Raw genomic sequence first — 15,672 nt, forward strand, 5'->3', positions numbered from 1 at the left:
TGATGGCAGTGAAAAAAGTTAGAGCAGGACTTGATTCAGATAAGAAAGAACAAATAACAGAGAATAATGAGAATGAAGTTAAGAATGAAAAGTTAAGATGTAGAAGTGGATATAAGATGACTGAATTAGGTGAGGTACCAGAAGAGTGGGAAATTAGGAAGTTTGGTGATGTTCTTTCATTTATGAAGAGCGGGTTATCAAGAAATCTAAAGGAAGAGGATGTTGGAATTCCTTGTATAAGGTCTAATAACATGGTAAACGGAAAAATTGATAAAGCTGATTTAAAATATTGGTTCTTAAAAGATGATAAAGGTGCCAATATTGATGATTATGTATTAGATGATGGCGATATATTAGTGAACTTTATTAATAGTATAGCTCAAATTGGAAAAACATGTATTTATAGAAATATTGGTAGAAAATCAATTTACACAACTAATATATTTAGAATTAAGGTTAATACACAGTTAGTAGATAATAAGTTTTTTTATTATTATACTCAAACTAATAAATATAACATGGATATAGGGTTAATAACTAAACCAGCAGTAAATCAAGCAAGTTTTACATCGGTAGATTTTAAAAACATAATAATACCTATCCCTTCTATTAAGGAACAACAAAAAATCTCATTAATCATATCCTCCGTAGATGAGCAAATAGAAATAAGTGATAATCTTATAGAAAAAACGAAGAAACTTAAAAAAGGGCTTATGCAGAAGCTTTTTACAAAAGGAATTGGACACAGCAGATTTAAGAATACGGAGATTGGGAGAATACCAGAAGAATGGAGTTCTGAATGTAGCTTTATAAATATAAAATCAGGTTTTGGGTTTAAATTAAATGAATATGTTGAAAATGGAATACCATTAATTAGAATTAATAATGTTATGTACGGTAAGATTACAGATGAAGATTTATGCTTTCTACCACAAACATATTTAGAAGAATATAAAGAATTTGTACTTAAAAAAGGAGATATATTAGTAGCTTTGAATAGACCAGTTACAAATAATCAGCTAAAAATTGGTAAAGTGGTAAATGAACCTGCGATTTTATATCAAAGAGTTGGTAGATTAGAAATGGATTTAGAAAAATATAATCCGAATTTTTATTTCCAATATTTGCAGAGTGACTATTTTATAAATATATTGACAAGTTCACTTGTAGGTTCTGACCAACCATATATAAAAACTTCTGAATTCTCAAAAATATATTTTCCAGTACCAACATTTGAAGAACAACAAAAAATATCATCAATTCTATCCTCTGTAGACGAACAGATAGACCAATATGAAGCTAAAAAAGAAAAACTACAAGAACTAAAAAAAGGACTTATGCAGAAACTCTTGACAGGAAAAATCAGAGTGAAAGTTTGTTAAGTGACAAATGACAAGAGATAAGTGACAAAGTAAGAGTGATAAGTGACAAGTTAAAAATCAATGGTAAAAAGTATAACTTGAAACTTAAAACTTGTCACTTGAAATTTGTCACTAAAAATGGGGGGTGTGAGAAAATGCCTAACTTGGGTAATGAAGAAACTCTTGTAGAGCTTCCTGCAATCAAATACATAAAAGATATTTTAAATTATGATTTTATACATGGAAAAGAATTAATTCCTGAGAATGGAGAACGAGATTCTTTAACTGAGGTTATATTAGTTAAAAGGCTTGGAAATGCATTAAAGAGATTAAATCCATGGATTGATGAAGGAAATCTTCGTAAAGCTGTTAGATTTTTAAACAGACCAGAAAATTTAGGTACAAGTCTTTTAGAGATAAATGAAAAGCTTTATGATGCTATAGTAGACTTAAATTATACTGTAGACCAGGACATTTATGGCAATGGTCAAAAGAAACCTCAGACAGTACACTTTATTGACTGGGATAGTGTTGATAATAATGATTTTTTAGTTACAAGGCAATTTGAGGTAAAAACTCAGTTTGGAAAGTCTATTTTTCCTGATATAGTTGTTTTTGTTAATGGAATACCTGTAGTTATACTTGAATGTAAGTCTCCTTTTTTAGAAAAAGCTAAAAATGAAAATATAGGTAAAAAAGAAGCATTTGAGCAGCTTAAAAGATATATGAATGAGAGAGATATTAATGTTGTGGAAGGCAATCCAAGGCTTTTCTATACTAATTTTTTTACTGGTATCTTAAATAAGTATCATGCTTATGTGGGAACAATCAGCTCAAAATACAATCACTATCTGGAGTGGAAAGACCCTTATCCATTTAGCAAGGATAATGTAAAAGATGTAGATGATTTTGGACAAAATTTATTTATTCAAGGTTTATTAGAAAAGAAGAATCTTTTAGATATAATGAGAAATTTTTTAATATTCGAAACTGATAATAATGTAACTGTTAAAAAAATCGCCAGATATCAACAGTTTAGAGCTGTTAATAAAGCTATTCATAGATTAAAAAGTGGAAAAGATTCTCTATCAAGAGGCGGAGTAGTTTGGCACACTCAGGGTTCTGGAAAATCTTTGACTATGGTAATGCTTGCAAGAAAGATAAAAAGAACTAATGAACTTTCTGATGCTACTATAGTTGTTATAACAGATAGAATTGATTTAGATAAGCAGATATATGGAACATTTTTGAGAACTTTATCTAAAATTACTACACCAGAGAGAGCTGATAAAATATCAGTCATGAAAGAGCTTTTATCAAAGGCCCAACCTAAAATTATCATGACTACTATTCAAAAATTTGAAAGTGAAGCAGAAGAAAAGGAAGTAGTTGAAAATGCTATAAAGGTTAGGAAAAAGTTTGCCAAACCATATGAAGTTTTAACAACAAAATCTAATGTTATTGTACTTTCTGATGAAGCTCACAGAAGCCAATATAAAGATACAGCAGCAAATATGAGAACGGCTCTGCCTAATGCAACTTTTATTGGATTTACGGGTACTCCTATAGATAAACAGGATAAATCAACTCCAAGAACTTTTGGAGGATACATTGATAAATATGGGATTAAAGAAGCTGTAGATGATGGTGCTACTGTAAAAATAGTATATGAAGGAAGAAGACCAGAGCTCCATATAAAAGGTGAAAGTTTAGATAAATTGTTTGATGAAGCTTTTGAAGATAAAAGCGATGAAGAAAAGGAAGCAATAAAGCAAAAATATGCTAATAAAAAAGCAATAATTGAAAATGATGATAGAATTAATGACATTGCGGTAGATATACTTAAACATTACAGGGATAATATAATGCCTAATGGCTTCAAAGCTCAAATTGTATGTGCAAGCAGAGAGGCCTGTGTTAAATATTATAATGCTTTAAAGAAACATATGAAGGAAATTATAGGTGAGGATTTAGGGGTTAAAGTAATATTTTCTGGCAAGTTAAACGACCTCACTCATTTAAAAGAACATTTTACAACCAAAGCAGAGCAAGAGGCAATAATCAGTAGATTTAAGCAGCCAATAGAAAAGGACAAGCTGTGCTTTATTATAGTAAAAGATATGCTCTTAACTGGGTTCGATGCACCTATAGAGCAGGTTATGTATTTGGATAGACCATTGAAAGAGCATAATTTATTACAGGCTATTGCAAGAGTAAATAGAACTTGTACAATGAATATTAATCGTAAATTAGATGATAATGAAATTAAAAAGGAAAGTATTGTAAAGCAGTGTGGTTACGTTGTTGATTATTATGGTGTATCTGATTATTTAGAAGAAGCTTTAGATATTTTTGATAAAGAAGACTTAGGTGAGCCAATGCAATCTATGGAGGACTTATATAAGGAAATGCTTTCTTATAGAGAAGATGTTATGAATATGTTTAAGGGTAAGGATAAAAACAATCTTGATGAATTAATCAAGGGATTAGAACCGCAGGATAAGAGAGCAGAGTTTGAAATTGGATATAAGCGATTTTCAGGTGCAGTAGAGGCATTACTTCCGTCACATGCTGGAACAGATATTTTAAATGATGTAAAATGGCTTGGTTATATTAGAGCAGGAGCTAAAGCAAAGTATAGTCCGCAAGAAGAATTGGATATAAGCGATTGTGGTGAAAAAGTGAGAAAAATAATAGAAGAACATTTGAAATCTCTTGGTGTAATTCAGTGGATAGAACCAATTACATTATTTGAAGATGATTTTAAGACTAAAATTAATACTTTAAAATCTGATGAAGCTCAGGCTTCTGCTATGGAACATGCTGTTAAACATGCCATTAGTGTAAAGATGGATGATAACCCAGTATTTTATACAAGCTTATTGGAAAAACTTCAAAAGATACTTGATGAAACTAAAAATGATTGGATTGAAAGAAAGAAGAAGCTTGAAGAATTTATTGAAAGAGAAGTTGAAAAAGGTACGAAATCTCAATCAGAAAACTTAGGTTTAGATGAAAAAGAATATGCCTTCTTTGAAGTAGTAAAAAAATATATTGAGAGTGAAGAGCATCGAGATGATGTTGTTAAAGAAGAAGCAGAAATTTATATAAGCAATGAAATTATAGAATTGTCTAAAAGTATAGCCGTAGATGTGCGTAAAGTAGTAGTAGATAATTATGTGGTGGACTGGACAAATAATCAGACTAAAACTTCTGACATAGAGAGGGCTATATTTATGCTACTTAACAAGAAGTATTTTAAGCAGATACCACTTAAAAGTAGAAGGAATATGATACAACCTTTATTAAACTTAGCTAAAAAACACTATTCGATAGTAGCAAGTGATAAGTGACAAGTGATAAGTGACAAGTGATAAGTGACAAGTGAGAAGCGGCGAGCTGCAAGTTAGAAGTTAAGGGGATTGATGTTTGAATTATGAAATTGAAGTTTAAATATGGAACAACGGATATAGTATTTAATGTAGTATTTAAGAATAGAAAGACGATGGAAATAGCTATAGAACCACCTAATATTATCACTGTTACTGCTCCAATAGGAACAAAAGAAGAGGAAATACTTAAAAAAGTTGAGAGCAAAGGAAGTTGGATTATCCAAAAGATATATTCTTTTAAACATATGCAGTATAGGCATATTGAACGGGAATTTGTTAATGGAGAATCCTTTATGTACTTAGGAAGAAATTATTCACTACAAATAGAAGTGAATTCAGAGATTAAAAAGACAGAAGTAAAGTTGTATCGTGGTAAATTTATAGTTAAAGCAAGTAATAAAAATGATGAAGATATTAGAAATGCTATGGAACAATGGTATAGGGATAAGTCCGAGGACGTAATAACTTCAAGAATTAAATACTATCAGAGATTTTTTAATATACAGCCTGTGAATATTAGAATTAAGGAACAGAAAAAAAGGTGGGGAAGCTGTACATCAAAGAATGAATTACTATTTAATTGGAGATGTATAATGGCTAAGTCTAATGCCCTTGATTATATAGTAGTCCATGAAATGTGTCATATGTACCATAAAAATCATTCAAAAGAGTTTTGGGAGTTTGTAGCTTCTGTACTTCCAGATTATGAAGTGAGAAAAGAATGGCTGAAAAATTATGGAGTTAGGATGGATTTATAGAGTTAAAAAATAAAATTTTAAAAACAGGTAAAAATAATTATAAATTGCTTCAAAATCCAGGAAAAGTTATAGTATTAAAGTATGTTAGTATGTAATTTATATAAATATCAAAGAAAGATGGACATGCTTTAGTATTGTCCATCTTTCTTTTGATATTTATTAGAATAAATCATTAATTAAGGATTTGTCATCTTCTGTAAGTGAATTTATTACATCATTATTTGTAATTACTGGAGAATTATTATTTGAAGAATAGTTATTTTCTTTTAGAACTTTCTTTATAATCTCTTCAATTTTACCTTCAAACTCTGGATTTAGGATATCTTTATTATTCATTTTAGACCGTATAAGTTGGCAGATGTAGTTACTTATATTATCCTTTGTTTTTAAATAATCATATATATCTTTATTACATTTGGAAAAACTGATAGATAATTTCTTAGTTAGCATGTTTTACCTCTAAAATATTTAAGAAAGATAAACAATTAGAAAATTGACCATCTTCTTCTATTGTTGCAAGCGGATATTGATTGAGTATATAATCCTTTAAGAGCAATGCCCCACCTCCACAGAATACAAGATTCATATTATTAAATGTCAAACCTCTGCTTCTGCCATAATTAAATATTTCAGATATATGATTAATAATTAAATTTTGAATAACTTTTTTGCTTTCTATTTTCTTTATACCTGATATATAAAGACATCCATCATTTTTTAATATCTCTTCTACATCATCATCGCTTACCAGTATTCCATATGTAGAGGTTAAGGTTTCAGCAATTTTTGACCTTAAAACATTGATACCAGAGTTAGAGATATTCATGCTATTTAATTCTGGAACTAATTTATTAAATGTGCAATAATTTATGTTTAAAGAGCCTATGTCTATAACAGTAACTCTATTGTATTTAAAGTTATTTGTATGAGCATATAAACTTCCCATACCTTCTGGTAAAATTAGTAAAGAACTAATTTTAAATACATAGGTTGTTCCATTAACTTTCATCGAGATTATATTATTATTATTTTGCATAAACTTTTTATAATTTTCTTTTAATACATTGTTTTTATATCCATTAATGGGTATGTTTAGAGCTAAATCTATTTTAGGTAAACCATACTTTAAAGTGTCTGTCTTAGCAATTATTTTACAAATTGCAAGGTATACACTTAATTTGTGGTTTATTGTATGTTTTGTTATTTGGTAGTTGCAGGAGCTTTCGGAGACCATGTCGCCTATAAGGTAAGATTTTCCTTCAAACTGAACTAAATATGAGTTTGATGTTATGTCTACACCTAAATCAGAAATTTCTTTAATCTTAGTTCTAAAAATAACTTTTTCAATTTTATTTCTCATTTTAATTATTGCTTTTGTTGCAGATTTGCCAGAATCCACTGCTATTAATAATTCTTTCATCTTTGCTTCCTCCTATAAGGGTTTAAGTATTTTTATATAATATACAGTAGAAGTATGAATTATTACTAAATAATCGTGCTAAATAAGTTTAATGGGAGCGAATAAGAAGGAATAATTCGTATGATGCAATATTTGTTTATATGCAACAACAATATTGGATAATTTTTGGTATAATTTATATATAATAAATTATCTTTAAAGAAAGAAGGTAATAATAATGACAAGTATTCGACGAGATAAAGTAACAACTAATGGAAAAAGAAAGAAAATAACGGTTCCAGATGATATTCTAAAATCAGACCCACTCCTCAAGAAAAATGAGCTAATATTAAAATTACTTCGAGCACGTTATAGGATATATTGGTATTAGCAAAAGGAAAGTATTCAAATTATGATGACATGGGATAAGTTGTATGCATAATTTGAATCTTACAGGAAAAGAGCATGAATAGAGAAAAATTAATGAAAATAATAGTATATATATCTAATATACTTATAGTCATTTCAAAAGTAGAATTGTTTTTATGCTGCTTACTTACCAGCATTGCTATTGTTAGAGAACAAGTGGAAATTGTTGTATTTTTATTAGAAATGATTGGTTTGTCTATACTTACATTACAAATAAGCAAATATTTAAAAAACTATTTTAGCAGAGAATAGCAAATAAATAAATTGATTTCCTAAAATAGTTTTTTAAATAAATATGAAAAAATTGGGAATAGTTTGTATTTATAATATCTGAGCTTCTTCAATTAATTTATTTTTTTTGAGAAGATAATATTCTACAATGGATTTTTGGTCTAAGACTTCTTTATTTAGATTTCCTAAGCAACTTAAATTATTTGCAATTCGTTGATTTACCTTAGCTATAGCAGATTTTAAAGCTTTTTCTTTACTATCAAATATATTTTTGTTGTTAATATCGAACTTATTACACTCAACTTCCTGAATAATAAAATTTTTAATTTCCCATGCGTTCATTTTATCAACTTCCAATCCATGCTAATATAAAGATTTATAATTAAATAACAAAAATATAAACCCTACTTATTGTTTTAAATAAAAAATAAGAAAGGGTTTATATTTTTTACACACATATTCACACACAACGTATTCTTAAAGGTTAGATTTTCCTAACTTAATATTTATTATATCAGAATTCTATTAATAAATCACGCTCAATATAGTCAATATTGTGTAAAACTGAGAGTCTTTCAGATTGAGTATTTAATTGTGGCACTGACTTACCATATGAAGATGTAATTAATTTGTAGTATAGAAAAAGTATAGGATTATACAGATGCCTTTTGACTTAAAAAATATAAGTGTAATGAAAATAAAGAAGAAATAGCATGTTATAAATTGCAAAAACAATAAAAAAAGATTATAATGAATGGATACAAATTACTGTAATTAAGCTATATTATAGTAATTAAATCAAGTGAAATACTAAATATTGATGTTAAAAATTTTAATTTAAGATTTAAATACTATTAATAATATCGTTTGCCCAGGTCGTAGGTTCGATTCCTGCACTCCCTACGTTCATAATCATAAGTATTTGTGCTATTAAGCAACTTAGTGATGCTACAGTTAAAATTACTATTGGTAACTTAATTGCAACTTGCAAGGAAGAATACGGAAGGATATGGTGCGTTATGAATATTATATTTACAATTATAGCTCTATGTGGCGTTTGCGGGGAGTTAGCTCAGAGGTAGAGCATGTGATAAAGTAAATCAGCATAGAGCTGAATCAAAATACAGCACCTAAGTGAAATGGTGCTTTTTTTATACGCATAATTATATATTAGAATTTAAATTTGTAAAATATATCATTATGTATTATTTGGTTATACATAAATAAGTAGATAAGATTATTGGGTAAAATAGTTCAAGGAATTTTAAAATTAGGATTTGTTAGACTAAAGTAGGGATAAACAGTACTCACATACTTGTAAATTTAGTCGTGTGAGGTTATCCATAACGTAGAATAATATAATTTTTTAATCATTTGATTAAAAAAAATAATAAAAAATTAAGAAAGGTAGAGTTTGCGAATTTTATTATTTTCGCAATTAGGTAAATAAAATATGATTTTTTATAGAGGAATAACAGTTGAACCAATTAAAGCAAATAAAATTATTGAACATATAAAAACAAATGGAATTACAGGTGAGGAAGCAGTTTCTTATTCTGTCCACGATGTAAAAGGCAATATATCAACTCTTTTAAATAATTCTAATCTTAATTTAGAAATGACCAGACCTTCGAGAGTTATTCATACTAAGGATGGTCTTTATAGAGAATATATAGATTCTAATAATTGTGTTTGTTGTTCAAGTGATATAAATACCGCAAGATATTATGCAAACATACACAACAAAAGTAAGATTAATACAAAACCATTGATAATCAAGTTTGAAATGCCTATATCAGAAGTATACATAGACGGAAGAGATTTTCTTCATTATGCATTTGGCAAAGATGACATAAATAAGGTTCTTCCAATACTCGAAGATTTATATGGTTCTAATATTATAGACTATTATAAAAGAGCAATTACGAAAAAAGATATACAATATAGAGCTGCTATTGTAGACCTTGTTTGTCAAGATGAAAGTATTATTACTGACCATTATAATAATGATAAGTGTATAAAAGGTAGATATAATACAGAGTTTAAATCGGCGTTTATGGTAAAAGCCCCTATACCTCCAAACAATATTATTGAAATATTACAGGAGGAATATCTACAACCTAACACCATAGCTTATAGCATATCAGACTTATATAAGCTATGTTAATAATAATAAGGATATGTCCATTATAAAGTGTGTTATATATTTTTAAAAAAGAATTTTAAGCTTGTAAGAAAAGCAATGGATGAAGAAAATGGTAGCCTTAAATTAAGAAATGTTTATAAAATAGGATAAGAGGAAAACTATTTTTATAAAGAATAAACTGGAATAATAAAGATAAGTGATTTTATAAGAGTTGAACTAAAAATACAAGATATAGGTGGGAATGATTTTGAATATTATTCAGTTATTAAGAATGGATAGATTTGATACAAATAAAAAAACAATGCTGATTAGGCATACAAGTGGAGAAGTTTATGACATTAATGAGATTTATGAAAATGGGGAACTGCTAAATTATCAAAGTGTTCAATCACAGGATGTTTTTAAAGATATTCAATATATAGTAGCGTTTATAGCCACAAGAGGTACGAAAGCTAAATTTGTTGGAATATATGAAATAATTAGAAAATCTAAAGTTAAAGATGAAAAAGGGACAACTAAATTTGTAGAAAATTTAGGAATAGAAAACTTCTATACAGATAATAAGTTTTATTATGAACAAAAAGAAACAACTTATCTTTCAGATTTAAAAGATAGATTGATAATTGAGTGGGGAAAAGGAACTGTTAAGTGGCACCAGAAATTACGGAAAAAAGAGGTGGTTGAAATATTACCAAAGGGTTATTATGACAATTTTCCAGGATTTGAAAACATTATTTTAAAGTATAATGAATTAAAGAAAATTATAAATAACCCAGATGCTAATAAAGAGTGGCACACAATGTTATCGTCGGTAGCGGGAATTTATTTGATTTTAGATAGATTAACTGGTAAGCAATATATTGGCTCAGCATATGGAAAGGAAGGTATTTTAGGACGTTGGAAAGAGTATTGTAAAAATGCAGATGGAGGTGATAAAGTATTATTGAAATTGTTAAAAAATAATCCTAATTATAGTAAAAACTTTCAATATTCTATACTAAGAACACTATCCAAAACTATTACTGAGAAGGAAGCAATTTCTATAGAAGCAATTTACAAAAAAAAATTAGGCAGTAAAGCATTTGGACTAAATTTAAATTGAAAATATATAATTATAAAAAGTATAGTAGAAAAGGATAGAATAAAATGAATTTTAGAGATTTGGTAGAAAAAATATATAAAAATAAAGAAAGTGAAGTAAATAAAAAAGGCATAGAAGATGCAGATAGGACAAAGTTTAGTAAAAAAAGTATAAAAAAGAGACTTGAAAAAATTTATAATAATTTAGAAGATAAAGATAATTTCCTTAGCAGATTTCCGATACAAATATATAACGAAGAGATAAAACTTAAATTAATAGAGTATATATTTAATAAAATTGAATGTTGTGGACAAAGACAAATAATTCATAATATAAACAGAAAGATATTAGGCAAAGGCAAAAAAACTACCATAGATATAGATTATAAGAAGTTTTATAGCTATTATAAAGATAGTGACAATAGTAATGATGAAAATGCATACTTAAGCTCATATGAAAGGTTTATTAATATTAATAGAGGAGTGATTAGATTAAACCACAATATAATTGATAAAATAAATGAAGTAATTTTTTATAATTCTCAAGTATATAAAGAAATTAGAACTGAAAACAATATACTTAAAGCAATGGGAATTAAGAAAACGAGACAAAATGCGTTAAATGAAGTAAAAGCATATACTAAGTTAATATATGATTCATGGATACAAGCTTTAATATACATAATCATAACTAATAAAGAGATTCTTAATAAAAATGATATTATAGATGAACTATTAACTCTACAAAATAACATGGTTGAACGATTAAAAGAAGTAGAGAAAGAAAATATCAACAAATATTCAAAAATGCAATTCAATAAGGAAGACGAGAAACTTATATTTGATTATGCAATAGAAAGATTTGATATATTTGTTATGTGGATGGAAGAAAGTAGTTATTGTACAGAGTATGTTGATATTTTAAAAAATTTAGAAAAAGAGATGAAGGAAAATCAAGATATGTTTAGACCTATAAAGAAAGAATTTGAAACAACTAAACATATGAGAATAGCAGATAGTGATAAATTGAAAAATATTATTTGCGAAGGACAAAAAGTTTATCAGTATAAACAAAAACTTGAAGAGACAAAAAAAGCTATTAATATTTTTAAGAAATATGGCGGACGTAATATTGATGAAAAAAACGTTCGAGACTTAAAGGTGTTTTTTAGGGAAATCTACATGAATGATAATAAATATAGTAAGAGGTCAAAAAAAGCAATTGGGATAATGAGAGACTATTATGCTCAGTTAGATTCAAAAAAAATTGAAGTGGAAGTATTTGAAAAAAACTTAGATTATATTTTTATTAGGGAGAAAATAAACAGAGGTTTTTTTAGAGAAAATGATTTAAGTTACGTATATATATTGAAAAATGAAATACAAAAAAATGCTATTAATTTATTTTTAGAATTATATAAGTTATATGATGAAACGTTAATTCTTGAATGGTGTAATAGACTAAATAGTATTTTATTTAACAATTTAATTTGTTTACTTAATGAAAAAGCAAAATTTTTAGTATAGTTTTTTTGCAAAACTCATTCCTTAAAAGTTGTTTTAATTTAGGTATAATTTAATAAAACATACCATGATTAGTATAGATGCAATATTTATAATAATTATAATTAAAATAAAAAGGGAGTGTTTGCATTATGGAAATGTTAAAGGGAAGAATTGTTGAAATCGAAAAAAATGTTCATACAGGAGTTTATATAAAACAAGGAGTTAAGGAAAATAAACAGTATGAATATGAAAATAATCCTAAGACACCAGGAGGTAATGGTACTTATGCAATTGGACACGAATACTACGGTACGACAATAGATGTCAAAGTATATGTTTATGACTTAGATAAATGTTTTTCTTGGGATATAAAAGATTATATATTAGTAGTCAATAATAAAAAAAGAATTTCTGAAAAACTATTAAATTATGTTATTAAGAATAATAAAGGAAAAAAAGTAAAGTTGCAAATTGATGGACAATATATTGGCTTTTACTATTCACAGTTGGAAGTTGCATGTAATTACTGAATCCTGCAGTTCCCCAACAAAGCTTGATGTCATCTCCTCAGTGGTTAAGATTAATCCAAATCCTAAAACGAATAAAAAATTATAATTAAATATAGTAAATGACAAAAATATAAACTCTACTTATTGTTTTAAATAAAGAATAAGAAAGGGTTTATACTTTTCACACACAAAAACATTCTTAAAGGTTAGATTTTCCTAACTTAATATTTATTATATCAGAATTTTATTAATAAATTACTCTCAATATAGTCAATATTATGTAAAATTAGGAATCTGTTAGATTGGTGTATTTAAGATGTGGTGTTTGAGGGGAGTTAGTTCAACGGTAGAGCATGTGATAAAGTAAATCAGCATAGAGCTAAAATCAAAATTATAGCATCTTTAAGATGCTTTTTTAATATACGTAATTAAAAAAATGCGTTGCCTATCTTCAACACAACATAATTGGAAATATGTTGTTTTAGAGGTGGTTTTGGTGATAAAATTTATATGTAAGTGATACATAATTACTATAAATAAGGTTAAATTTAAGTGCAACATAATTACAAGGAAGGTGGAGACAATATTCGATTTAGATAAATTTAAAAAATATCTTTTAAAAGAACGTAAAAGTGAAAACACTATAAAAAGTTATATCATTAACATAAATGAATATATTAAGTGGTTTAATGATAGTTATGGATTAGAAGTTACAAAACTTTATAGAGAAAATGTATTAGATTATAAATCTTACTTATTAAATATTAAAAAGTTTAAAGGAAGGAATCTAAATGCAAGAACAATTAATGTAAAGTTAAGTTCATTAGTAGCTATAAATAAATTTTTAATAGAGGAAGGTATTCAGCAAGAATTAGTTATTAACAATAAAGATACAATAAAGGTACAACAGGAATATGCTAATCCATGCATAGTGGAGAAAAAAGATGTAGAAGCTTTTAGACAAAAAATATTAGAGGCAGGAGAAAAAAGGTTATATGCTTTAGCAACTTTAATGTCATATTCTGGATTAAGGATAACAGAGTCACTTAGCATAAAACTTGCGGATATATGTTTGGAAGGGAAGGAAATTATCATCCGTAAAGGTAAAGGAAATAAGCAAAGGGTAGTTTATATAAATACTAAAATTGTTGAAGCATTAAAGGCTTACGTGAAAGTAAGAAGAGATGACAGTGAATTTTTATTTGTTTCCAGAGAAAGTAAAAATTTAAGTAGGTCAGTGGTTAATAGAGAGTTTAAAAAATATAGCAATGTTATAACGCCTCATATGCTTAGGCACTATTACTGCAGCCATGCACTGGATATGGGATATTCTGTGGCTGAAGTCGCATATCAAGCGGGGCATAGAGATACAAGAACTACCCTTATCTATACAAATCCATCAAGGAAGAAGCTTAAAGAAATGGCAGAATTACTATAATGATACAATATAATAATAGAATAGATAATGCACTATGGTAATCCCTTTAAAAAAAAGTGGGTTTTTTTACTATAGTGCATTTTTTATTCTTTTTTTGCCATAAGTATAACAATATTAGAGTTAAAGATAAGCTTAGGCTATGTTAAAAGCTTTAATTTTTATTTTATGTATTAGAAAGAAGTGAAACTATTGAGTTTAAAAGTAACAACATTTAGTAGCAAGGGAAGAGTTACAAGGATATATGGATATAAAACTAAGAGAATTCATCATATTCAAAGTGATAATCAATTAAGGGTTTTTCTCATATTGGAATGGAATGAGAGTGTTAAGGATATTGAGGAAAATGTAGAGCTTAAAGACTTGGAAATTATTATTAATGATGTAGAGAATTTAAGATTGGACAAATTTACAGATAAGGAAACAGGAAAGTTATATCAGCTTCATACTAATTTTTTGGTGACGATTAAAAGAAGTAACATAGAAGAACAGGTTGCAATATCAGTTAAGGGCTTATCAGAACTTAAAAGAAAAACTGTTATTGAAAAGATGGAAATTGAGAGAAGATATTGGAATAGTAAAGGAATATTATTTTATGTAGTGACGGAAAAGCAGATTGATAAACAATTTGTAGATAATATTAAGTGGGTTAGAGAAACGTTAATGGATAGAGGTATAAAAGACAAAAGAGAATTAGCAGAAAGCTTATGCTATTTTTTACAAGAAAACAGAGAAAGAAAGCTGAATGAAGTTTTAGAAAAGTTTGATACTAATGTTGGAGCTAATGAGGGAACTGCTCTTTTTATCTTTAGGTATTTGATAGGAATAAAAGAGATTGCAGTAGACATGGAGAAAAGTATCAATTTAGATGAAATAATTTCAATTTTGATAAAATTTTAGGTTGTTGAGGTGATGACTAATGCTTTTTAGAGAAAATATGATATTTAAATTAGAAAGTGAGGAGTATAGAATTGTAGGAAGTGATTTTATTAGAAGAAATATTTTTGCTATTGAATTATGTGGGCAAGTTAGATGGCTAAAGTGGACCCCTTTGTCAAGACAATTTTTTAGTATATTTATAGTTAGGTCAATAAACATGTATTCTAATAAATTATCTAATAATATTTAAGATTACTTTCCTTTAGATATTCTCAACTTGTAGGTAAAGATTATGTCAGGGACTTGCCATCGTAGATGGTGCATCAGCATCCTTGATATCATCTTTATCTACAAGTATTATTTTTAATAGGAAAGTAACCAACTAATTACTGAAATATATTTCAGCTGGGGTTTTATAGTCAAGGCTCTGGTGGGGTCTCTTATAATTATAATATTTTAAATAATTATTGATTCCTGTACGTGCTTCACGAGGGCTTTCATAATCTTGCAGATAAATATTTTCATACTTAAGGCTCCGCCATAACCA

Annotated in this window: 15 protein-coding genes; 11 read left to right on the plus strand and 4 right to left on the minus strand. The window is 27.5% G+C overall.

Going from position 1 to position 15,672, the window contains the following annotated elements:
- The first annotated feature begins 8 nt into the window (after window positions 1-8).
- The 3 genes from WY13_RS09275 to WY13_RS09285 all read left to right on the plus strand — a co-directional run bounded on the left by WY13_RS09275 (window position 9) and on the right by WY13_RS09285 (window position 5,511).
- Window positions 9-1,382 carry a restriction endonuclease subunit S gene (locus WY13_RS09275; RefSeq protein ID WP_192845013.1) on the plus strand — a complete coding sequence of 458 codons (1,374 nt, stop codon included), beginning with the start codon at window positions 9-11 and terminating at the stop codon, window positions 1,380-1,382.
- A gap of 134 nt (window positions 1,383-1,516) precedes the next feature.
- Window positions 1,517-4,714, plus strand: coding sequence for a type I restriction endonuclease subunit R (locus WY13_RS09280; RefSeq protein WP_063555404.1), 3,198 nt, complete (start codon window positions 1,517-1,519; stop codon window positions 4,712-4,714).
- Between the two features lie 83 nt (window positions 4,715-4,797).
- A complete protein-coding gene (locus WY13_RS09285) occupies window positions 4,798-5,511 on the plus strand; it encodes a M48 family metallopeptidase (protein ID WP_063555405.1) in 714 nt (237 codons plus the stop codon).
- A gap of 159 nt (window positions 5,512-5,670) precedes the next feature.
- On the opposite strand, the gene WY13_RS09290 is transcribed toward WY13_RS09285, so the two are convergent.
- Window positions 5,671-5,961, minus strand: coding sequence for a hypothetical protein (locus WY13_RS09290; protein WP_063555406.1), 291 nt, complete (start codon window positions 5,959-5,961; stop codon window positions 5,671-5,673).
- Complete coding sequence (locus WY13_RS09295; RefSeq protein ID WP_063555407.1) at window positions 5,951-6,931, minus strand: ParM/StbA family protein; 981 nt, start codon at window positions 6,929-6,931, stop codon at window positions 5,951-5,953. Before WY13_RS09295 ends, WY13_RS09290 begins: the two co-directional genes overlap by 11 nt.
- 444 nt (window positions 6,932-7,375) lie before the next feature.
- Here WY13_RS09295 and WY13_RS09300 point away from each other — a divergent pair, with 444 nt between their 5' ends.
- Complete coding sequence (locus tag WY13_RS09300) at window positions 7,376-7,591, plus strand: hypothetical protein (RefSeq protein WP_063555408.1); 216 nt, start codon at window positions 7,376-7,378, stop codon at window positions 7,589-7,591.
- Window positions 7,592-7,660: 69 nt separating this feature from the next.
- Here WY13_RS09300 and WY13_RS09305 read toward each other — a convergent pair whose 3' ends face one another.
- On the minus strand, window positions 7,661-7,912 hold the full coding sequence (locus WY13_RS09305; RefSeq protein WP_063555409.1) for a hypothetical protein: 252 nt from the start codon (window positions 7,910-7,912) through the stop codon (window positions 7,661-7,663).
- Window positions 7,913-9,023: 1,111 nt separating this feature from the next.
- Between WY13_RS09305 and WY13_RS09310 the strand changes: the two genes are divergently transcribed.
- From WY13_RS09310 to WY13_RS09340, 7 genes are all read left to right on the plus strand, one after another.
- Window positions 9,024-9,737, plus strand: a complete 714-nt coding sequence (locus WY13_RS09310) for a hypothetical protein (protein WP_063555410.1) — start codon at window positions 9,024-9,026, stop codon at window positions 9,735-9,737.
- A 226-nt stretch (window positions 9,738-9,963) separates the two neighbouring features.
- Entirely contained in the window at window positions 9,964-10,818 is an 855-nt protein-coding gene (locus WY13_RS09315; protein WP_082848454.1) for a GIY-YIG nuclease family protein, read from the plus strand.
- A gap of 44 nt (window positions 10,819-10,862) precedes the next feature.
- Window positions 10,863-12,323, plus strand: coding sequence for a hypothetical protein (locus WY13_RS09320; RefSeq protein ID WP_063555411.1), 1,461 nt, complete (start codon window positions 10,863-10,865; stop codon window positions 12,321-12,323).
- Window positions 12,324-12,451: 128 nt separating this feature from the next.
- Complete coding sequence (locus tag WY13_RS09325) at window positions 12,452-12,832, plus strand: hypothetical protein (protein ID WP_063555412.1); 381 nt, start codon at window positions 12,452-12,454, stop codon at window positions 12,830-12,832.
- 553 nt (window positions 12,833-13,385) lie between these two features.
- The gene (locus WY13_RS09330) at window positions 13,386-14,249 is read left to right on the plus strand and encodes a tyrosine-type recombinase/integrase (protein WP_278321781.1); all 864 of its coding nucleotides are present in this window, start codon (window positions 13,386-13,388) and stop codon (window positions 14,247-14,249) included.
- A 189-nt stretch (window positions 14,250-14,438) separates the two neighbouring features.
- Window positions 14,439-15,146 (plus strand): heteromeric transposase endonuclease subunit TnsA, encoded by a 708-nt coding sequence (locus WY13_RS09335; RefSeq protein WP_063555413.1) that lies wholly within the window; start codon window positions 14,439-14,441, stop codon window positions 15,144-15,146.
- Window positions 15,147-15,183: 37 nt separating this feature from the next.
- Entirely contained in the window at window positions 15,184-15,375 is a 192-nt protein-coding gene (locus WY13_RS09340; protein ID WP_204377958.1) for a hypothetical protein, read from the plus strand.
- Between the two features lie 132 nt (window positions 15,376-15,507).
- On the opposite strand, the gene WY13_RS20505 is transcribed toward WY13_RS09340, so the two are convergent.
- The coding region (locus WY13_RS20505) for an integrase core domain-containing protein (RefSeq protein ID WP_156499009.1) at window positions 15,508-15,672 on the minus strand (165 nt) is incomplete at its 5' end.

It is taken from the genome of Clostridium ljungdahlii, assembly GCF_001636845.1.
GTDB classification, from domain to species: Bacteria; Bacillota; Clostridia; order Clostridiales; family Clostridiaceae; genus Clostridium_B; species Clostridium_B ljungdahlii_A.